We start from the raw sequence: 20,113 nt of genomic DNA, 5'->3' as shown, positions 1-20,113 counted from the left end.
CTATGCCTGCAGGTAGCATTCTCGTTGCCGACGACGATACGGCCATCCGCACGGTCCTGAACCAGGCGCTGTCACGCGCCGGCTATGAGGTGCGGCTGACCGGCAATGCCGCGACGCTGTGGCGCTGGGTGAGCCAGGGCGAGGGCGATCTCGTCATCACCGACGTGGTGATGCCGGACGAGAACGCGTTCGACCTGCTGCCGCGGATCAAGAAGATGCGGCCGAACCTGCCGGTCATCGTCATGAGCGCGCAGAACACCTTCATGACCGCCATCAAGGCGTCGGAGCGCGGCGCCTATGAGTATCTGCCGAAGCCGTTCGACCTGAAGGAGCTGATCGCGATCGTCGGCCGTGCCTTGGCCGAGCCGAAGGAGCGCGCGGCGAGCCAGCCCGACGACGGCGAGTTCGAATCGATTCCGCTGGTCGGCCGCTCGCCGGCGATGCAGGACATCTACCGCGTGCTGGCGCGGCTGATGCAGACCGATCTCACGGTGATGATCTCGGGCGAGAGCGGCACCGGCAAGGAGCTGGTGGCGCGCGCGCTGCACGATTACGGCAAGCGCCGCAACGGGCCGTTCGTCGCGGTCAACATGGCGGCGATCCCGCGCGACCTGATTGAATCGGAACTGTTCGGGCACGAGCGCGGCGCCTTCACCGGTGCCAACACCCGCGCCTCCGGCCGCTTCGAGCAGGCCGAGGGCGGCACCTTATTCCTGGACGAGATCGGCGACATGCCGATGGAGGCGCAGACGCGGCTTTTGCGCGTGCTGCAGCAGGGCGAGTACACCACCGTCGGCGGCCGCACCCCGATCAAGACCGACGTGCGCATCGTCGCCGCCTCCAACAAGGACCTGCGCATCCTGATCCAGCAGGGGCTTTTCCGGGAAGATCTGTTCTTCCGCCTCAACGTCGTGCCCCTGCGGCTGCCGCCGCTGCGCGAACGCATCGAGGACCTGCCGGATCTCGTCCGCCACTTCTTCGCGCTGGCCGAGAAGGACGGGCTGCCGCCGAAGAAGCTCGATGCCGCGGCGCTGGAGCGGCTCAAGCAGCACCGCTGGCCGGGCAATGTCCGCGAGCTGGAGAATCTCGCCCGGCGTTTGGCCGCGCTGTATCCGCAGGACGTCATCACGGCGTCAGTCATCGATGGCGAGCTGGCGCCGCCGGCGGTGACCACCGGCTCGAACACGCCGACCTCGATCGACAATCTGGGCGGAGCAGTGGAGGCCTATCTGTCCTCGCACTTCCAGGGATTTCCCAACGGCGTGCCGCCGCCGGGGCTGTACCACCGCATCCTCAAGGAGATCGAGATTCCGCTGCTGACGGCAGCGCTGGCGGCGACGCGCGGCAACCAGATCCGCGCCGCCGATCTGCTCGGCCTCAATCGCAACACGCTGCGCAAGAAGATCCGCGACCTCGACATTCAAGTGTACCGCAGCGGCGCTTGACGGTTATTTGATACCTCTACGGCGGGCTCGGACCCGCCTCAGGTGAGAATTAATGTAGACAAATCCGCGACGCGCTCCGGCGCCGCGGATTTGTCGCAATTTGGCAACAGCGTGGTAGGAATGCATCAGTCCGATTCCCGGACGTGCCGCGTTCAGCATCACCCACCTTGCCGGAATGACCAGCGCAGAGACATCGGCCACCCCCTTCGATTCGTCGTCCACCGAGGGCCGGCGCTGGACTTGGCGCACCTGGCTGGCGCCGGTGGCGGTGGCGCTCGCGCTGCTGTCGGCCTTCCTCACCTTCATCGTGCTGGTCGGGCTGACCCCGGTCGAGCCCACGACCGACGTGGTCAAGACCTTCTACCTGATCGACGCCGGAACGATCCTGGTCCTGGTCGGGATCATCATCCGCGAGGTCTGGCAGGTGGTGCAGGCCCGCCGGCGCGGCCGGGCGGCGGCACGGCTGCACGTCCAGATCGTCAGCCTGTTCTCGGTGATCGCGGTCCTGCCGGCGGTGCTGGTCGCCGTGGCGGCCAACGTCACCATCGATCGCGGCCTCGACCGGCTGTTCTCCGGACCAGCGAAAGTCGCGATCCAGAACTCGCTGACCATCGCGCGCGCCTACATGCAGGAGCACGCGCAGTTCATCCGCGGCGACATCATCGGCATGGCGACCGACATCGCACGCGCGCGGCCGCTGTTCGACCAGGACCGCGCCAGCTTCCGCGAGCTGCTCACCACCAGCGCCGCCTCGCGCAACCTGCCGGGCGCGATGATCATCGACAAGAACACCAATCCGATCGTCTGGGCCGAGACCGGCGGGGTGCAACTGGCCTATTCGCCGCCGGCACCCGAGTTCCTCAACAATGTCCGCGAGGAGGAGCCCGAGATCGCGGTCCTGCCGGAGTCGAACTACGTCGCCGCGGTGATCCGGCTGCGCGCGTTCAACGACACCTTCCTCTACGTCGCGCGTCCGCTCGATCCGCAGGTCGTCGAGCAGCTCAAGCAGACCGAGCTGTCGGTCGCCGAATACGCCCAGGTCGAGGCGCGCCGCTTCGGCATCCAGATCGCCTTCGCGCTGATGTTCGCGGTGATCGCGCTGACCATCCTGATGGCCTCGGTGCTGATCGGGCTGAACTTCGCCAACTGGCTGGTGGCGCCGATCCGGCAATTGATGAATGCCGCCAACACCGTGTCGACCGGCGATCTCAACGTCCAGGTCCCGGTGCATCGCTCGGAGGGCGATCTCGCCCAGCTCGGCCAGACCTTCAACAAGATGACGCAGGAGCTGCGCACGCAGCGCGACGAGCTGGTCAGCGCCAGCGAATTGATCGACAGCCGGCGCCGCTTCATCGAGGCGGTACTGTCGTCGGCCTCCGCCGGCATCATCGGCGTCGATGCCTCTGGCAGCGTCGGCATCCTCAACCGCTCGGCCGAGAAGCTGATCGGACATGCCGAGCAGGAGGTGCTCGATCATCCGCTCTCCGACGTGCTGCCCGAGCTCGACGACATGATGAAGACCGCGCGCGAGGGCAAGCAGCGGCTGGTGCAGGGTCAGATCACGATCCAGCGCGACGGCCACGAGCGCAATCTGTCGGTGCGCGTCACCGCCGAGCAGACCAACCAGGCGCGCGACAGCTACATCATCACGCTCGACGACATCACCGAGCTGGTGTCGGCGCAGCGCACCTCGGCCTGGGGCGACGTCGCGCGGCGCATCGCGCATGAGATCAAGAATCCGCTGACGCCAATTCAACTGTCCGCAGAGCGAATTCGCCGCAAATTCGGCAAGGTCATCACCGAGGACAAGGCGATATTTGAGCAATGTACCGAGACGATCGTGCGGCAGGTCGACGACATCAGGCGAATGGTCGACGAGTTCTCGCGGTTCGCGCGGATGCCGAAGCCGGTGATGGAAGGCGAGGACGTCGCCGACACCGTGCGGCAGGCCGTGTTCCTGATGAAGGTCGCGCATCCCGAGATCGACATCGAGACCGAGATCAAGCAGGACCCCTTGCGCGCGCAGTTCGATCGCCGCCTGATCTCGCAGGCGCTGACCAACATCATCAAGAACGCCACCGAGGCGATCGAGGTGGTGCCAGAGGCGGAGCTCGGCAAGGGCCGTATCGACGTGGTCGCCTCGCGCGAGGGTGAGGACGTGCTGATCGACGTCATCGACAACGGCATCGGCCTGCCGAAGGTGGCACGGCAGCGGCTGCTCGAGCCCTATGTCACGACCCGCGCCAAGGGCACCGGCCTCGGGCTCGCGATCGTCGGCCGCGTGCTGGAAGACCATGGCGGCAAGCTCGAGCTGAAGGACGCGTCCGATTTTCGTCCCGGCCAGCGCGGCGCCTGGATGCGGCTGCGCTTTGCCGTCTCCGGCCAGGCCGCGAAGACGGGCGCGAAGGAGCAGGCGGCGGCGTCTGACAATGCGCAGAAGACCGAGGTTGGCGGCGAAACCGCTGACACGGTTCAAACGACCAATGATGAACCAAAAATCCAAGCCGCAACCGGCAGCTGACGAGACAGGCGTGACCCATGGCGAGTGATATTCTGATTGTCGACGATGAAGCCGATATCCGGGAGCTGGTCGCCGGCATCCTGGATGACGAAGGCTTCACGACGCGAACCGCGCGCGACAGCGATTCGGCGCTCGCGGAGATCACGAGCCGCCGTCCCAACCTGGTGTTCCTGGACATCTGGCTGCAGGGCTCCAAGCTCGACGGTCTGCAGCTCCTCGAGCAGATCAAGAAGGACCATCCCGACCTTCCGGTCGTGATGATCTCCGGCCACGGCAACATCGAAACGGCGGTCGCCGCGATCAAGCGCGGCGCCTATGACTTCATCGAGAAGCCGTTCAAGTCCGACCGGCTGATTCTGGTAGCGACGCGTGCGCTGGAGAATTCCCGGCTCAAGCGCGAGGTGCGCGAGCTCAAGCAGCTGGCGCCGACCGCGAGCAGCATGACCGGCCGCTCGCCGTCGATGAACCAGTTGCGCCAGACCATCGAGCGCGCCGCCAAGGCCAACAGCCGCATCCTGATCGTCGGCCCTCCCGGCTCGGGCAAGGAGCTCGCCGCGCGTTCGCTGCACGCTCAGTCGCCGCGCTCCGAGGGCCCGTTCGTCGTCATCAACGCCGCCGCGATCACGCCGGAGCGGATGGAGGAGGAGCTGTTCGGCATCGAGCAGTCCAATGGCGAGCAGGCGCGCAAGACCGGCGCGCTCGAAGAGGCCCACGGCGGCACGCTGTTCGTCGACGAGATCGCCGACATGCCGCGCGAGACGCAGAACAAGATCCTGCGCGTGCTGGTCGACCAGACGTTCCAGCGCGCCGGCGGCACCACCAAGGTGCACGTCGACGTGCGCATCATCTCCTCGACCGCACGGAATCTCGAGGAGGAGATTGCCGCCGGGCGTTTCCGCGAGGACCTCTATCACCGTCTGTCGGTGGTTCCGATCCGGGTTCCGCCGCTGTCGGAGCGCCGCGAGGACATTCCGGAGCTGATCGACTATTTCATGGAGCAGATTTCGGCCACGACCGGCCTGCCGAAGCGGCAGATCGGCCAGGACGCCATGGCCGTGCTGCAGTCGCATGTGTGGCCCGGCAACGTCCGTCAGCTTCGCAACAACGTCGAGCGCGTCATGATTCTGGCCGCCGGCGGACCGGAGGTGATCATCACCGCCGACATGCTGCCGCCGGATGTGGGATCGATGGTGCCGGCGATGCCGACCAGCAACAATGGCGAGCACATCATGGGACTGCCGTTGCGCGAGGCACGCGAGGTGTTCGAGCGCGACTATCTCATCGCCCAGATCAGCCGCTTCTCCGGCAACATCTCGCGCACGGCCGAGTTCGTGGGCATGGAGCGGTCCGCCCTGCATCGCAAGCTGAAGGCGCTCGGCGTCGGCTGAGGCTCCCGCTCGGCCAAACTTGCCGACTGGACGAATTTACATTGGAAAATTCGTCCATTTCCGGAATTTTACGGATGAATCCGGTTCTTTTGGAACCGGCCTCCTTGCAAGCGGCTTGCCTAATATGCTCGCCTGTCTTCTAATCCGGCATCCCGTGGTCCCTCGAGGGGGATCTCAATGGACCATGGGCCACCTCGATGAATCCGGGGCCTGCGATCGGGTCATCGAAGGTTCAATAAGAAAAAGCACAAGACTGCGAGATAACAACAATGGCGGCCGACCGCGCACAAAACCTACAAGACACCTTTCTCAACCATGTCCGCAAGACCAAGACGCCGCTCACGATCTTCCTGGTCAATGGCGTGAAACTGCAGGGGATTGTCACATGGTTCGACAATTTCTGCCTGCTGCTCCGGCGCGACGGTCACTCGCAGCTCGTCTACAAGCATGCGATCTCCACCATCATGCCGGGCGCGCCGATCCAGTTGTTCGAAGGCGGCGAGGACGCGTCTGCGTGAGTGTGACCTGACGTGAGAGTGACCTGATTGGAACCCCGCGATCGCGAAGGGACCATCGGCCTGTCGAGGCCGGATGACAATAAGGGGACCGGGCTCGTCATCGTGGTCGGCCCCTACTTGCGAGCGCGCCGCGGCGACGATGGCGCGCAAGCAGGCCAATCCGACATGCGTGATTTCGAGGCACGGATCGACGAGGCGGCGGGCCTCGCGCGGGCCATCGACCTGACGGTGGCCGAGGCCATTCTCGCGCCGATCGGGCAAATCCGCCCTGCGACCTATCTCGGCAAGGGCAAGGTCGAAGAGATTGCCGGCGTGATCGCCGGCCATGGCGTCGAGCTGGTGGTGATGGATTGCGCGCTCTCGCCGATCCAGCAGCGAAACCTCGAGAAGGCCTGGAACACCAAGGTGCTCGACCGCACCGGCTTGATCCTGGAGATCTTCGGCCGCCGCGCCAAGACGAAGGAGGGCGCGCTGCAGGTCGAGCTCGCGCATCTCAACTATCAGCGCAGCCGTCTGGTGCGGTCCTGGACCCATCTCGAACGCCAGCGCGGCGGCTTCGGCTTCATGGGCGGTCCCGGCGAGACCCAGATCGAGGCCGACCGCCGCCTGATCGGTGACCGCATCACGCGGCTCGAGAACGAGCTGAAGAAGGTCCAGGCGACGCGGCGGCTGCATCGCGCCGGACGCCAGCGCGTGCCGTATCGCGTCGTGGCGCTGGTCGGCTACACCAATGCCGGCAAGTCGACGCTGTTCAATCGCCTGACGCGCGCCGACGTCCAGGCCGCCGACATGCTGTTCGCGACGCTTGATCCGACCTTGCGCGCGATCACGCTGCCGCATGGCGGCAAGGCGATGCTGTCGGACACCGTGGGCTTCATCTCCAACCTGCCGACGCAGCTCGTCGCCGCCTTCCGCGCCACGCTCGAGGAGGTGCTGGAGGCCGACGTGATCCTGCACGTCCGCGACATGTCGCACGAGGATGCCGAGGCGCAGCAGCACGATGTCGAGCTGGTGCTCAGCCAGCTCGGCATCGATCCCGAGGCCACCGACACCATCATCGAGGTTTGGAACAAGATCGACCGTCTCGACCAGGCAGCGCGCGAGAACCTCGCCAACATCGCCGGGCGTCGGCCGCCGGAGCGGCCATGCCTGCTGGTCTCGGCCCAGACCGGGGACGGCGTCGACGCGCTCCTGCAGACGATCGAGGACCGTCTCGCGGCGGCGCGGACCACGCTCGATCTCACCATCGACGCGGCCGACGGCGCCGGCATCTCCTGGCTGCATCGCAACGCCGAGGTGCTGGCCAAGGAGCTGAACGAAGGCCGCTACGACATGACCGTGCGCGTCGACGCCACCAAGCGCGACATCGTGGTCGAGCGCTATCACGGCGTGCCGCGGGTGGCGTAAAACAGTAAAGGTACCCGACCACTATCGATTGCCCCGCGATCGAGCGGCAATCATCCAAATCAGCTGATTTGAGCGCTTATTCTCTATATTCTTTGAGCGTCTCCGGCGGTCGCCTAGTAAGCCACATCAGCATCATCGCGCAGCAGAATCAAATGGATGGCAGCCGATTGAACGGCTCTCACAGCCATCTCGGCTCATAGACGCAGATGACTTTACACATGGAAAACTTACAACTAAAACGTGTTAATTCTCAATATTGCCTTGTATCAAGAGCTGCCAACAGCCACGCCGTTCAGAAGCGCCTTTCGTCTAAATCAGATTATTTTGTCGAGCGACATGCGGGTTACGCGTATGGCCTCAAGAGAAAAAATCCGACAGAGTGTCCGAACCTCGATCTTTATGAGATCGATTGGCCGCTGTGAGTACGGGGCTTGTGGGGAAATCGCAGCAAGATGGTCCAATGGGCACATCGAGATGATCGGCGAACTCTGTCACATCCTGCCGGTGAATGAGGGTAGTCGATCCGAATTCAAGGCGTCGTTTCCGCACGTCGATCTCGATTCTGAAAACAACTTGATGTTGCTTTGCCGAAAGCACCATCACCTGATCGATCAAGAGAAGCCGAGCGAATACCCGCCGGCGATTCTTTTCCAGATGGTCATTAACAAGGCTCGTCACGTCGCCAGATTCGTGGACGACTTGTTTCAGAGTAGTCCATTTAGGTTCGACCACCACGAGTTGGCGCAAGATGTCAGGGTCGGTCGAATATATGACCTGATGAATGAGGCGACCCTGAGTGGACCAAAAGAGGGGCGCAGTCTTCTCCGGCAGGCAGAGCGTGTCCTGGGCGACATTGCGCTCAATCCCTTGGTTGAAACTGCCGTGCAATGGGTGGAGCTGGCGCGACTTGAGCTCAAAACTACGTCGTTGGAGAACGACTATTCCTCGTCTCGATGGGAGAAGGGGCTGCAGGCGAGCATCGCTATACTGAAAACGATAGTAGACCCGCGAAAAGTGCCCGTCGCGGTTTCGCTTATGCTGCTTTTCTTAAGGGATGAATACGGTGTATTCGATGCACAGAAAAAGCTAACGCTGGCGAAGTCGCTGAACGACAAGCTCGATTCCGTCAGTAGTTCAGCTGACGATCGTGACGCATTGGCGTATAGTTTAATTGTAAAGTCATCCGTGGTCAGGTGGCGAGGTCGCTTGCAGCGACTTCAATCACATCAAGAACGCTCGTTCAGCGAAGCTGAACGCTGCGCGAAACGCAGCCTTTCTCTCGTTAGATCCTCGTCGGCGTTGCTGCAGTCTTTGCTCGTGGAATACTCGAAAGCAAGATTGCTCCCCCTGAGGTCGGTCGCGGAGTACGATGAACGAATAGCCGCTATAGGCCAAACCTTAGAAAGCCCCGAGCTTTTAGAGTACGGCGCGGCTGCGAAATATCGTCCAATCTTCTATCGACAAACATTTCAATATACCAAGTCGATAGACGCATTTTGGACGGGCATCGATTTCGGATTTCGTCCTGCGTTGAGCCGTGTGGCACACGTCATAGGCGAGGCTTCGACTGCTGCATATTCGCAAGATCGAAGCAGAGGATTGACCATTGTGAATGATGCACTCTCGTTTCTTTCGGAGGCATTGCGTCAGGGATTCGATCATGCCCACAATTTCAAGGCTTGGATTGCTTGCAGGTCCATTGTGGATGAAAAGTGGTTCGATATTAATCTGTTATCCAAGTTTGAGACTGATCTCGAAGCTCCGAACCAACTCGCGAACATCTTGACGGATGCGCGGCGGCGCTTTTTTGGACAAGACGCGTTCGGCCACGACGTGCTCTTCGGTGTCGATGAAGCAGAGTTCTGGACGATGCTAGGCACTTTGACTGCTCGTTGTAGATCTGATCTGGATCTCGCAATGCGGTTTTTCGAACGCGCCAGTCGCTATGGAGGGCATAGGTTTCCGATACATGCTGCCCGTGTGCGGGCCTGCTTGCATGTGAAGCGTCTGGAGGAAGCGCGGGCGCACCTGCTTAGGGCCCGGAGCGTGGCAAGCGCGCGATATGGGAGCGCAATCGCTGATCTAGAAGCGTCCCTAGCCAGATTGGAAAATCTACCTGGTCTGTCTCGAAGCTCGGCATGATGCATTCCACAGCTGTCGACACCTTCAGGCAAGACAACGTCCAGAGTGACCTCGTTTGCAGGGACGAGTTCGATGTAGGCAAGGAGGTGTTGTAGATCGTCGTTGGTACCGCTCGACTGTCAAGAAGCGTGGCCTCGATCCCTCTGGGCTTCTTGCCAATCGTCACAGGTACTGCGCAGAAGGAGCAGTACGCGCTGATAGCGTCAAACGTGATGTCGTGGCGGAGCGGATTGTTGTTTGCTGCTGTGGGTAGGCCGCACTGGTCGTCTACATCTCTGCACAACTGACCATCGCGCCGGATCAGACCGCGCCATTTGGTCGCGATCGATCGAACTAAAGCGGCGTGATGTCGACGTGCAGCACCGCGGCGCGCCCGCCGTCGAGGGCTGCGATGCAGCGTTCGATGGCTTTATCGAGCGCCTCGGGATCGTCGACCCGCTCGCCATGGGCGCCGAATGCGCAGGCGATGTCGGCGAGACGACGCTGCTCGTCCTGACGGCCGGTGCAGAGCCGGGAAAGAAATGAGTCGGTCTGCTGTGCCGCGCCGTCCGGATAGACGCGCTGAACCGAAGCCTTCACCGCCTGCCAGCCGTTGTTGTCGAGGATCACGGTCAGGATCGGAAGCTGATATTGCTGCGCTACGGCGTAGACGGAATCCGGCGCGGCGAAATGATAGGCGCCGTCGCCGACGATCTGTACCACGCGCGCTGAGGGATTGGCGAGCTTGAGTCCGAGCGCCATGCCGCCGCTGAAGCCGAGGCCGCCGCCCGCCAGGCCCACATAGGTCATCGGCCTGGTGCGGCGAAGCTGCTGCTGCAGGACCGGCGCGTTGCGGACCGCCTCGTTGACAACGATGTCGTGCTCCGACAGATGCGCCTGCAGCCGCGCGAACAAATGGGCCGGGTTGATCGCGCCGATTGAGCCTTTCTGCGCGGCCGCCGACGTATGTCTCGCATGCGCGGCCTTGCGGGTTGGCTGCCAGCTCGCGATCCGGTCGCGCACCTTCCTCAAATATGTATCGTCGGCACGTGCGACGACGAGCTCCAGGACCTGCCGAAGAATGACGGCCGAATCGCCCTGAATGCGGAGGTCGGTGGCAAATCCCCACATCGGGATGTCCGCCTTCAGGGCGTCGATGTCGATCTGGATCCAGCGCAGCCGATCGGCCGCCTTCAGCATCTGCGGAATGAAGGGGACGTCGATGTCGATGAGCAGTCCGAGATCGGCGCCAGCAATAAGCGCGGCAGGATCGGCGCCCGCAAAGCAAGGGGAGTCCTGGCAGATGTTCATCGTGATGGGATTGAACTCGGCGACCCGGATTCCGCAGACCAGCGCCAGTCGCTCCAGCACAGAAACCGCCTCGGCGCTGCGTCCGAGATATGCGGTCACCGCGATCGGATTGTCCGCCTTCATCAGCGCGTCCGCGATCGCCTGCGCGCGTTCCGGCTCGATGCCTCCCGCTTTGACGCTGCCATAGCGCGCGGCCGGGTAGGCCGGCATCGCCTGTTCGTCCCAGGTCTCGGCAAGGGTTTCTCGCGGCAGCATCATGTAGACCGGGCCGGGCGGATCGCTGTGCATGAACGCGGCAGCGCGGGCCACCGCCTCCTTGACGACGACGCCCGACGGCAGGGTGTATTCCCATTTGACATAGGGCCGCACGATGCTGCCCTGATCGAAGCTCTCCTGCACGAAGTGGACGTAGGTGTCACGTCCTCCCGGCAGCTCGCCATGCAGCGCGAACGGAGCCCGCCCAGCGAACAGCAGCACCGGCAGCCGGTAGCGAAAGGCGTTCTGAATGGCCATGCACGCGTTCGCCGTGCCGGCATCGACGTGGACGAACACGGCCTGACCGCGGCCGGTCGCGCTCGCATAGCCCATCGCCATGTGCACCGCGACCACCTCGTGGGGGCACAGGATCACCTCGGGGTGCCGTCGACCTTCGCTGTCCCAGCGTGCAAGTTCCTCGATCAGCGAGACATGATCGGTGCCGAGATTGGCAAAGATGTAGTCGATGCCGCTCTCGACGAGCGCCTCGAGGAAGTAGTGCGCGGTGGTGTGGCGTGTCATGGCGCGCTGGCGAGGATCAGGCGACGACGGCATTGTCACGGCGCACGGCCTCAGCCTGGGTTGTGAGGCCGCGCAGGCGGTCCAACAGGTCGTCGGGCTCCTGAGGTGCGGCCGCGCCGCGCCAGGCGATGTGCGAATCCGGTCGCACCACGAGCAGGCTGTCAGCGAAGTCGTAGCCGCCCTTGGCCCGGTCGACGTCGACGAGCGTCAAGGGAACGCCCTGGCGGGCTGCGGCCTCGACCAGCGCCTCGGTATTGATGGTTGGATCGAACCGGACCAGCGTATAGGCCGGGCCGAGCGCGTCGAGCAGCGAGCGGCCATCGGCGAGCCACACATGCGGGGAGCGTGCGCCCGGCACGGTCGACGCGGTGAAATGGCCCATGCCGTAGGGCGGCGGCGTCTCGCCATCGTACGAAATGGCCGGTGACCGGTCGTAGTAGTAGCCGAAGTTCAGGCCGGAGCAGCAATATTGCTGCACGTTGAGGTCGTAGGCGGCCTGTCCCACCTTGCGGCGCGCCTCATCGCCCACGGGGCCGTCCATTTCGACTTCGGCAGGCACGCTGCGTCGCTGGCTCATCACGGCGAGCGCATGGTTCATCGCGAAGTGCGACACCTGCTCGGTGATCGGCTGCCGCTCCGCCTCATAGGCGTCCAGCAGGGCAGGGGCAGCCCAGCCGTGCAGCACGCCGGCGAGCATCCAGCACAGGTCGACCGCATCGGCGATCCCGGCATTCATGCCGTAGCCCGCATAGGGAATCCACAGATGCGCCGCATCGCCACAGATGAAGGCACGGCGATCGCGAAAGCGATCCGCCACCAGGCGGCGTCCGATCCAGTCCTCCTTGCTGATGACCTCGTACTCGAAACGGTCGTCGACACCGAGAATGGTGCGCAACGCCCAATCGCGATCGACACTGTCGAATTCGACTTCCTCGGCCGCGAGGTGGTTGTGGATCAGCCAGTTGTCGCGGCCGTCGATGGAGACGGTGGTGCCGCAGCGCCGCGGGTTGAGCGACATCGTCATCCAGGCCGGCTTCTGGGTGATCAGGTCCTTCAGCGCAGGGGCATGGATGTAGGTCGACTGCACCCGCTGCACGACATCGGTGCCGCTGAGCCGCGCGCCGATCAGCTTGCGCACCGCGGAGCGGCCACCGTCGCAGCCAATCAGATAATCGGCCGAAATGGTGATGTCTCGGCCGGCGTCGAGATCGCGTGCCCGCGCGATCACGCCGTTTTCATCCTGGTCGAACCGATCGACCTCGACGCGGTTCAGGATCGTGATGCCGCGTTGCGCCTCGGCGCAAGCGAACAGGATGGGCTCGAGATAGATCTGGTTGATGCGATGGGGCGGCTCGGGCGTCGGCCAATCGGTGTCGGGTCCACCGGTCGCCGTATAGCGGTCCTTGCGGGACGGAATCGGGATGCGCGTCAGCTCGCGGCCGACGACCGTGGTGCGATAGGCGCAGTCGTTGGGAAAGTCGGCCGGCAGGCCGCCTTCGCGCACTTGTTGGACGATGCCAAGGCGGCGGAACACCTCCATCGAGCGCGCGGAGACGTGGTTGCACTTCACGTTGGGCGGCTCTCCGGCGCGCCTGATCTCCGCGACCACGACGTCGATGCCGCGCGAGGCAAGATCCATGGCGGCGGTCAGTCCGACCGGGCCGGCGCCCACGATGAGCACCTGGGTTTGAATCGTCTTCATGTCAGTTCTCTTCTGCTTTGAACCTAGGCACGCTCGGCTGTCGAAAGCGCATCCCGCTGTGTGTCGTCGGCGGTCGGAAGACTGCCGCGCATGCCGAGGACGGCAAGGCCCAGGATCACCAGTGCCGAGAACAGTTGCGGCACCGCGCTGGCCTGAAACAGCGAGGACACGTCCCATTTCGCTGCGAGCATCAACCCGCCGATCGTGACGCCGAGGATCGAGCCGAAGCGGCCGATGCCCAGTGCCCAGCCGATGCCGGTGCCGCGGATGTAGGTCGGATAGATGCGCGCCGCGTAGGCGTTGCAGCCGATCTGTCCGCCGATCACCGCGACGCCGGCAATGAAGACGGCCGGCACGAGAATCGGCAACGAGGCTCCCGCGATACCGATGGTGATGATCGAGAGGAAGCCGGCAACGTAGGTCGCGAACAGGACGCGATCGAAGCCGAACTTTTCGATCAGCAGGCCGAGCCCGACGGTGCCAAGCATGCCGCCGAGCTGGAAGGCGATGCCGACGGCGATCGCCGCCTGGACGTCAAGCCCGACACCATGTGTGAGCGTCGGCAGCCAGCTGTTGAGGAAATAGATGTCCATCATGTTCATGAAGAACATCACCCACAGCAGCAGGGTCGGGAGCAGGCGCCGCTTGGTGAACAACTGCGGCAGCAGGAAGCCCTTGCCGCTCTCCTCGATGATCGTAAAGCGCGCGTCGGCGGGGAGGCGGTCCGACGGATCGATCCGGCTCAGCAGCGCGCGCACGCGATCATTCTTGTTGTCGTCGAGAGCCAGCAGCGAGAGCGATTCCGGCAGCCAGATAATGAGGACCGGACAGAGGATGAGCGGCAGAATGCCGCCGATGAGAAAGATGATCTGCCAGCCATAGGCGGTGATGAGCTTCGCCGCGACCGCTCCGCCGATCGCCGATCCGAGCGACACCGTCATGAACATCAGCATGATCAACAGGGTCCTGCGACGCTGCGGCGAATATTCGCCGGTCAGCGCGATCGTGTTGGGCAGGACGCCGCCGAGCCCGAGGCCGGTGAGGAACCGAATGATGACGAGGTCGGATACGCTGGTGGCCTGGGTGGTCGCCAGCGATCCCAGCGCGAACACGAGAACCCCGGCGACGACGAGCCATTTGCGCCCGAGATAGTCGGCCAGCGCGCCGAACACCAGCGAGCCGATCATCACGCCGAACAGGGACGCACCGAACACGGGCCCCAACGCGCCCGGCGCCAGATGCAGATCCTTGCTGAGGGCAGGGGCGACGAAGCCGAGCGCCTGGGCATCGAAGCCGTCGAGCCCGACGACCAGCGCGCACAGGCAGATCACCCTGATCTGGAAGCCCGACAGCGGCCGATCGTCGACGTAGCGCGTGAGATTGATCGCTTGCGTCAAATGTCCCTCCCCATGTGCTTGTTGTTGCCTGGCGCGCTTCGCAGCAGCCGCCGGCTGTTTGCAAATATGTTGCATGATCAAACTCTTTCGATTAGCCACAAAATTCTCATTCATTCATGAGGAAAGCTAATGCCCCCGACCTTGCGGCAATTGGAGGCCCTGGTCCTGGTGTATCGGCTCGGCAGCATCACCAGGGCCGCCGCCGAGCTGCGCGTCACGCAGTCGGCGATCAGCCTGCTGATCCGGCAGATCGAGGAGAACTTTCAGCTCAAGCTGTTCGATCGCACGACGCGGGCGCTGCACCCGACGGCGGCCTGCCGTGAGGCGATCACCGCCGCGGAACGCATCCTGGCGGGGACGCAGGGGCTGTCGCAGCGGATGCGCGACCTTGCCGAGATCAAGGCCGGCCGAATTTCCATCGCGGTCTCAGCGGGCGTCGCGTCGGCGCTGCTTCCACGCGTGTTTGCGACGTTTCGATCGCGCCATCCCGAGGTGAGGATCGATCTGCGTGATGTCGCGCCTGACGAGCTGCTCGCGATCGTGATGGCCGGGCATGCGGAGTTCGGCCTCGGCAGCGTCGAGGACGACGGCGTGCCGGAGGTCCGGATTGACACCCTGATGCAAAGTCCGCTCTCGGCCATCGGCATCAAGGACGGCCGGTTCGAGAAGCACCGCCGTCTGACATGGGACGGCATCATGAGCTCCGATCTGATCACGATGCGTCACGGCACGCGCATCCGCCGTCAGATCGACGAAGCGCTGGCGCAGACGGGGCGGGCGCTGAAGCCGGCGTGGGAGGTGTCGCTGATCACGACCGCGCTGGCGCTCACGGCGGAGGGCGCCGGCATCAGCATCCTGCCCGCGCACATGCTGCCGAAGGCACAATTTCCGACGCTTGCCGCGATCCCGCTGTCGCAGCCGACGATCCATCGGCATGTCTCGCTGCTGAGCCGCGCCGACTTTGGATTGTCGCCGGCCGCGCAGCGCTTCGTCGAGATCGCAAAGGCCGTGCTGTCGCGGAAGGGCGGCTGATCACGGCTTCGGAGACGGGGACGCTACTTCTCCAGTCGCTTCGCCTCGTTCCACAATTCGTCCATCTCGTCGAGCGACGCTTGTTCGAGTGTACGGCCCTTGGCCGTCAGCGCCTGTTCGATGTGCGCGAAACGGCGCTCGAACTTGGCGTTGGTGCCCCGCAATGCGGTCTCCGGATCCACCTCGGCATGGCGGGCAAGATTGACCAGCGCGAACAGGAGGTCGCCGGTCTCCTCGGTCAGCTCGGTCGCATCCTTGTTGTCGAGCGCGGCCTCGATCTCGTCGGCTTCCTCGCGGATCTTCTGCAACACCGCGCGCGGATCGTTCCAGTCGAAGCCGACGGTCGCGGCCTTGCGCTGCAGCTCCATCGCGCGGACCAGGGCAGGCTGTCCGGCCTTGACGCCCGACAGCAGCGAGGACTTGCCCGTCTGCGCCTCGGGCGGCCGCCGCGCGGCGCGCTCGGCCTTCTCCTCGGCCTTGATGCGGTCCCATGTGCCTTTGGTCGGCTGGGTGACGTTGCCGTCCTTGTCCGGGAACACATGCGGATGGCGGCGGATCATCTTCGTCGTGATGCTCTCGACGACGTCGCCGAATGCAAATGCGCCTTGTTCTTCGGCGATGCGGGCGTGATAGACCACCTGCAGCAGGAGATCGCCGAGCTCCTCGCGCAGATCGTCGAGATCGTCGCGCGTAATCGCGTCGGCCACCTCATAGGCTTCCTCGATGGTGTAGGGCGCGATGGTCCGGAACGTCTGCTCGATATCCCACGGGCAGCCGGTGACCGGCGTGCGCAGCGCCGCCATGATCTCGATCAGGCGTGAGATGTCGCGGGAGGGGATCATGGGCAGGTCCTGACAGCATCGTTCGATCGTGTCCTGTATGCCCCAAGCCGCGCGCGGCTCCCAGCAAAAAGGTCGATTACGCGGGATCGCTCCGCGGGTTGGCCCGACCCGTCGATGATGCTAAGCGGGGGGCCATGAGTGAGCAGGACACGACAGCCCTGGTGCTGTTCTCGGGCGGGCAGGATTCCACGACGTGCCTGGCCTGGGCGCTCGACCGCTTCGCGCGCGTCGAGACGATCGGATTCGCCTACGGCCAGCGCCATGCGATCGAGCTCGCCTGCCGCGACCGGCTGGTCGAGGGCATCGCGCGCCTGCGTCCCGACTGGGCGGCCAAGCTCGGTGACAGCCACACGCTGGACATTCCAACGCTGGCTGCGATCTCCGAGACGGCGCTGACGCGCGACGTCGCGATCGAGATGGGCGCTGACGGCCTGCCCAACACCTTCGTGCCGGGCCGCAATCTGGTGTTCCTGACCTTTGCGGCGGCGCTCGCCTATCGCCGCGGCATCCGCCACATCGTCGGCGGCATGTGCGAGACGGACTATTCGGGCTATCCTGACTGCCGCGACGAAACCATCAAGGCGCTGCAGAGCGCGCTGAGCCTGGGCATGGCGCGCGCGTTCGAGCTGCACACGCCGCTGATGTGGCTGTCGAAGGCCGCGACCTGGCAGTTGGCGCATGATCTCGGCGGCACCGGGCTCGTGGACCTGATCCGCGACCGGTCGCACACCTGTTATCTCGGCGAGCGCGGCGCACGGCACGATTGGGGGCATGGCTGCGGACAGTGTCCCGCCTGCGAGCTGCGCGCCAAAGGATGGCGCGAATACATCGCGGCGGGCGGGCCATCCTGAATCGGAAGCGGGGCCTTCGGGCCCCGCGGAGAGTTGCGCGACAGGCGAGCGCTCAGGCGGCTTCGTTGTCCGACGGCTCACGCTGGCTGACGATGACGAGATCCGCATCGGCGAGGTCGTGGCCGTCATCGGCCTCACTGGCTGCGGCGGAGGCCGCCTGCGCGACGAGGCGCGCGGTGATGTCGTGATTGGCGTCCTTGCCGCTCTTCTCCCAGGCAGGCGCGTTCAGCACCACGATGTCGTCGTCGTGGGCGGCACCGTCGTGATCGGCGGGCACGATCGACGGCGACTTCACCGGCTTGTCGACGATACGCAGGGTCGGGGCCTCGGCTTCGACCGGCTCCGCTGCGGCCGGTTCGTCCTCGGCCATTTCTGCCTGCTCCGGCGCCGGGTCGACGGCCTCTTCGGCGGGAGCATCCGTGTCGGCGCTCGCAGCGCTGGCCACCGCCTCGGCGGCTTCGGCAGGCTGTTCGGCGGCCGCGGCAAGGCTCTCCGTGGCCGCCGCATCATCATGCGGCGCGAGGCCGAGATGCTGCGAGATCTCCTTGATCACGCGGTCGATCGCCACCAGCACGCGATATTCCGGGATCGAGGCCATGTGCTGCTCGAACCGGTTGCGCGCATATTGCAGCGAGTCGATCACGTCGGTGGCGATGGAGGAGCCCGACGCTTCGGTGCCGTGCAGGGCTCCGGCGGCCTTCTCGGTCGAGCTCTCGATCAGCAGGAAGGCCTCGTATTGCGGAATCGATTTGAGCTTCTCGTGATAGTCCTGACGCACGCCGGCGAGCGTGTCGACGATGGTGGCGAACTCTGGCGCGGGCATTTGCAACGTCCCCTCAACTTCGGCAAAGAAGATGCGGGACGCTACGGACGCACTGATGAATGTTCAATTTCGAACGAATACGGCTGTTCGCGGCATGAATAGCCGGCCGTTAAGACCGCACCATCAAAAGCAGGATCGCCCGCTCACCGGGCATTAAGCATCCTCGGGAAGCCTGCGAAACGCTCAGCCGGCAAAATCCTCGGGCCGGAGCTCGATGGGCTTGCCATGTGGGGTGCGATCGGCCGCGTGATCCCAGGCGTCGCGGTAGCGCGCGAGCGCATCGGCGGAGGTGACGCCCTTCTCGGCGACCAGACGTTCGAGCGTCGCCAGCCAGTGTCGATAATACGTATCGCCGCAATCGGCGTCGCCGGCCGCTTGCGCGCGTGAAATCTCCTGGGCGAGCGCGGCGGCCCATTCGGGCCAGGTGAACAGCCCGTGGGCGTGCAGCGTGACGGCCATCGCGAAGGCGTGCGCTTCCCACGGCTCGCGAAACACGGGCCCGCTGTCATCGACGGGAATGCCGGGCAGGGCGCGCGTCGCCGCGACCGCCGCCTCACGGTCCGGTTTCATCGGGCTGGCTCCAGATAGGGCTCGAAAGCGTCGACCGTAACCTCCAGCAGCGGATCGGGCGCATCGGCCCACAGCTCGGCACCGCTGAACGCCACCGTGTAGAGCCATTGCGGATCTTCGCCGCCGCCATGGGCGTTGCTGTCCGGAAACACGTGCATGCCTCTGACCGCCGCGACGCGGCCGAGATGGCCCCGCACGTAGCGCGGCAGCCGCGTGTGCGTCGACGGATGGATGTCCTTGGCCCGTACACTGTCGCCGACGGCGAACAGCGCCGGCTGCGTCGCCACGCGTGCGGTCGGGCCACCGCGACGCAGTGTCGGCGCGACGGCATCTGCAGTGAGGATCTTGGCGACGGGCTTGGCCGGATGCAGCACCTTGCCGGCGGCGATCTCATCGGCGTCGACCAGATGCCGCTCCTGCATCAGCCGTTCCAGGCCCGCGAGCCAGATCTGGTAGTAGCTCATGCCGAGGTAGTCGTCCGGCGGACGGTTCTCGCGCGCGAACCGCGACATGTCGATGTTCCAGCCGCCGGGGGTCGCCATCGCCAGCGTCATGGCGAACGCACGGCGCTCCCATTCGGCGTGAAACACCGGCTCGTTCGGCTCGGGGCGGACCGGACCGAAGCCGGCGACGCCGCCCATGTCATGCGCACCATCCATCAGCGGCCGACCTCGTGCGGTTGCTTCGGCAGGCCGGTGCCGATCATGCTGTCGCGCGTGACGAGCTCGGCGAGCCGCTCCGCGCTCCAGCCGTCGGTCCCCGCGGGACGCATCGGCAGCACGAAATAGCGGACCTCGGCCGTCGAATCCCACACCCGGATCTTCGTTGTCGGCGGCAAGTCGAAGCCGAAATCCTTCAAGACGCCGCGCGGATCCTTCACCGCCTTGGCGCGATAGGGCGCCGACTTGTACCAGACCGGCGGCAGGCCGAGCACGGGCCACGGATAGCAGGAGCACAGCGTGCACACGACCATGTTGTGCAGATCCGGCGTGTTCTTGACCGCCACGATGTGCTCGCCCTGGCGGCCGGCATAGCCGAGCTCGCCGATCGCCGGCGTGGCGTCGGCAAGAAGGCGTGCCCGATAAGCCGGATCGGTCCAGGCCCGCGCCACGACCTGGGCGCCGTTGCGGGGACCGACCTTGCTCTCATAGGTCTCGATGAGCACGTCGAGCGCAGCGGGATCGATATATCCCTTCTCGGTCAGGATGCTTTCGAGCGCGCGGACCCGCAGATCGGTCTCGGACAGGTCCGAGTGATCGTGCGGATGGTCGTGATGGTGGTCGTGATGGTGGTCGTGATCCGTCATGGCACAACCATAGGCGTAATCCGGCACCGCTGTCGAGCCGAGGACGTTACAAACCGACGGTGCGAGCAGTCGCGTTTCAACGCCGCCGCAGCCGTGCGGCGG

At 64.6% G+C, this 20,113-nt stretch carries 16 protein-coding genes; 8 read left to right on the top strand and 8 right to left on the bottom strand.

Annotated elements, in window-relative coordinates:
* Window positions 1–2: 2 nt before the first annotated feature.
* The 6 genes from ntrC to QW887_RS04105 all read left to right on the top strand — a co-directional run bounded on the left by ntrC (window position 3) and on the right by QW887_RS04105 (window position 9,421).
* Entirely contained in the window at window positions 3–1,445 is a 1,443-nt protein-coding gene (gene ntrC / locus QW887_RS04130; RefSeq protein WP_315711890.1) for a nitrogen regulation protein NR(I), read from the top strand.
* A 175-nt stretch (window positions 1,446–1,620) separates the two neighbouring features.
* Window positions 1,621–3,966, top strand: a complete 2,346-nt coding sequence (locus QW887_RS04125; RefSeq protein WP_315751121.1) for a PAS domain-containing sensor histidine kinase — start codon at window positions 1,621–1,623, stop codon at window positions 3,964–3,966.
* 17 nt (window positions 3,967–3,983) lie between these two features.
* Complete coding sequence (locus QW887_RS04120; RefSeq protein ID WP_315711893.1) at window positions 3,984–5,354, top strand: sigma-54 dependent transcriptional regulator; 1,371 nt, start codon at window positions 3,984–3,986, stop codon at window positions 5,352–5,354.
* A gap of 269 nt (window positions 5,355–5,623) precedes the next feature.
* The gene (gene hfq / locus QW887_RS04115) at window positions 5,624–5,872 is read left to right on the top strand and encodes an RNA chaperone Hfq (protein ID WP_006613906.1); all 249 of its coding nucleotides are present in this window, start codon (window positions 5,624–5,626) and stop codon (window positions 5,870–5,872) included.
* A gap of 27 nt (window positions 5,873–5,899) precedes the next feature.
* Window positions 5,900–7,279, top strand: a complete 1,380-nt coding sequence (hflX, locus tag QW887_RS04110) for a GTPase HflX (RefSeq protein ID WP_315711897.1) — start codon at window positions 5,900–5,902, stop codon at window positions 7,277–7,279.
* Window positions 7,280–7,753: 474 nt separating this feature from the next.
* Complete coding sequence (locus QW887_RS04105; RefSeq protein WP_316194190.1) at window positions 7,754–9,421, top strand: HNH endonuclease signature motif containing protein; 1,668 nt, start codon at window positions 7,754–7,756, stop codon at window positions 9,419–9,421.
* A gap of 333 nt (window positions 9,422–9,754) precedes the next feature.
* Here the strand turns inward: QW887_RS04105 and QW887_RS04100 are convergent, their stop codons facing one another.
* Genes QW887_RS04100 through QW887_RS04090 form a run of 3 tightly spaced genes read right to left on the bottom strand, consistent with a single transcriptional unit; the run spans window position 9,755 to window position 14,587 of the window.
* A complete protein-coding gene (locus QW887_RS04100) occupies window positions 9,755–11,488 on the bottom strand; it encodes a thiamine pyrophosphate-requiring protein (RefSeq protein ID WP_315711901.1) in 1,734 nt (577 codons plus the stop codon).
* Between the two features lie 16 nt (window positions 11,489–11,504).
* Window positions 11,505–13,190 carry an FAD-dependent oxidoreductase gene (locus QW887_RS04095; RefSeq protein WP_315711902.1) on the bottom strand — a complete coding sequence of 562 codons (1,686 nt, stop codon included), beginning with the start codon at window positions 13,188–13,190 and terminating at the stop codon, window positions 11,505–11,507.
* 23 nt (window positions 13,191–13,213) lie between these two features.
* On the bottom strand, window positions 13,214–14,587 hold the full coding sequence (locus QW887_RS04090) for an MFS transporter (protein WP_315711903.1): 1,374 nt from the start codon (window positions 14,585–14,587) through the stop codon (window positions 13,214–13,216).
* 129 nt (window positions 14,588–14,716) lie between these two features.
* Between QW887_RS04090 and QW887_RS04085 the strand changes: the two genes are divergently transcribed.
* The gene (locus tag QW887_RS04085; RefSeq protein WP_315711905.1) at window positions 14,717–15,619 is read left to right on the top strand and encodes a LysR family transcriptional regulator; all 903 of its coding nucleotides are present in this window, start codon (window positions 14,717–14,719) and stop codon (window positions 15,617–15,619) included.
* Between the two features lie 23 nt (window positions 15,620–15,642).
* Here QW887_RS04085 and mazG read toward each other — a convergent pair whose 3' ends face one another.
* On the bottom strand, window positions 15,643–16,461 hold the full coding sequence (gene mazG, locus QW887_RS04080) for a nucleoside triphosphate pyrophosphohydrolase (protein ID WP_315711907.1): 819 nt from the start codon (window positions 16,459–16,461) through the stop codon (window positions 15,643–15,645).
* Between the two features lie 134 nt (window positions 16,462–16,595).
* Here mazG and queC point away from each other — a divergent pair, with 134 nt between their 5' ends.
* Window positions 16,596–17,312, top strand: a complete 717-nt coding sequence (queC, locus tag QW887_RS04075) for a 7-cyano-7-deazaguanine synthase QueC (protein WP_316167993.1) — start codon at window positions 16,596–16,598, stop codon at window positions 17,310–17,312.
* 52 nt (window positions 17,313–17,364) lie between these two features.
* Here queC and QW887_RS04070 read toward each other — a convergent pair whose 3' ends face one another.
* The 4 genes from QW887_RS04070 to nthA all read right to left on the bottom strand — a co-directional run bounded on the left by QW887_RS04070 (window position 17,365) and on the right by nthA (window position 20,011).
* Window positions 17,365–18,135 carry a hypothetical protein gene (locus QW887_RS04070; RefSeq protein WP_316167991.1) on the bottom strand — a complete coding sequence of 257 codons (771 nt, stop codon included), beginning with the start codon at window positions 18,133–18,135 and terminating at the stop codon, window positions 17,365–17,367.
* Between the two features lie 183 nt (window positions 18,136–18,318).
* A complete protein-coding gene (locus QW887_RS04065) occupies window positions 18,319–18,705 on the bottom strand; it encodes a nitrile hydratase accessory protein (RefSeq protein WP_315827601.1) in 387 nt (128 codons plus the stop codon).
* Window positions 18,702–19,364, bottom strand: coding sequence for a nitrile hydratase subunit beta (gene nthB, locus QW887_RS04060; RefSeq protein WP_316175397.1), 663 nt, complete (start codon window positions 19,362–19,364; stop codon window positions 18,702–18,704). Before nthB ends, QW887_RS04065 begins: the two co-directional genes overlap by 4 nt.
* Window positions 19,364–20,011: a nitrile hydratase subunit alpha gene (gene nthA, locus QW887_RS04055; protein ID WP_316167989.1), complete on the bottom strand. Its 648-nt coding sequence runs from the start codon at window positions 20,009–20,011 to the stop codon at window positions 19,364–19,366. Before nthA ends, nthB begins: the two co-directional genes overlap by 1 nt.
* Window positions 20,012–20,113: the final 102 nt, after the last annotated feature.

Origin of the sequence: Bradyrhizobium sp. SZCCHNRI3052, from assembly GCF_032484895.1 — a bacterium.
In the GTDB taxonomy this organism is placed as follows: Bacteria; Pseudomonadota; Alphaproteobacteria; order Rhizobiales; family Xanthobacteraceae; genus Bradyrhizobium.
This window is presented reverse-complemented; position numbering and strand designations above follow the sequence as displayed.

Coding starts and splice junctions, on each gene's coding strand:
- QW887_RS04070 (WP_316167991.1), bottom strand. CDS start 18,135: ATGCCCGCGCCAGAGTTCGCCACCATCGTCGACACGCTCGCCGGCGTG.
- ntrC (WP_315711890.1), top strand. CDS start 3: ATGCCTGCAGGTAGCATTCTCGTTGCCGACGACGATACGGCCATCCGC.
- QW887_RS04085 (WP_315711905.1), top strand. CDS start 14,717: ATGCCCCCGACCTTGCGGCAATTGGAGGCCCTGGTCCTGGTGTATCGG.
- QW887_RS04120 (WP_315711893.1), top strand. CDS start 3,984: ATGGCGAGTGATATTCTGATTGTCGACGATGAAGCCGATATCCGGGAG.
- hfq (WP_006613906.1), top strand. CDS start 5,624: ATGGCGGCCGACCGCGCACAAAACCTACAAGACACCTTTCTCAACCAT.
- mazG (WP_315711907.1), bottom strand. CDS start 16,461: ATGATCCCCTCCCGCGACATCTCACGCCTGATCGAGATCATGGCGGCG.
- QW887_RS04065 (WP_315827601.1), bottom strand. CDS start 18,705: ATGAAACCGGACCGTGAGGCGGCGGTCGCGGCGACGCGCGCCCTGCCC.
- QW887_RS04100 (WP_315711901.1), bottom strand. CDS start 11,488: ATGACACGCCACACCACCGCGCACTACTTCCTCGAGGCGCTCGTCGAG.
- nthB (WP_316175397.1), bottom strand. CDS start 19,364: ATGGATGGTGCGCATGACATGGGCGGCGTCGCCGGCTTCGGTCCGGTC.
- QW887_RS04095 (WP_315711902.1), bottom strand. CDS start 13,190: ATGAAGACGATTCAAACCCAGGTGCTCATCGTGGGCGCCGGCCCGGTC.
- QW887_RS04125 (WP_315751121.1), top strand. CDS start 1,621: ATGACCAGCGCAGAGACATCGGCCACCCCCTTCGATTCGTCGTCCACC.
- queC (WP_316167993.1), top strand. CDS start 16,596: ATGAGTGAGCAGGACACGACAGCCCTGGTGCTGTTCTCGGGCGGGCAG.
- QW887_RS04105 (WP_316194190.1), top strand. CDS start 7,754: ATGATCGGCGAACTCTGTCACATCCTGCCGGTGAATGAGGGTAGTCGA.
- nthA (WP_316167989.1), bottom strand. CDS start 20,011: ATGACGGATCACGACCACCATCACGACCACCATCACGACCATCCGCAC.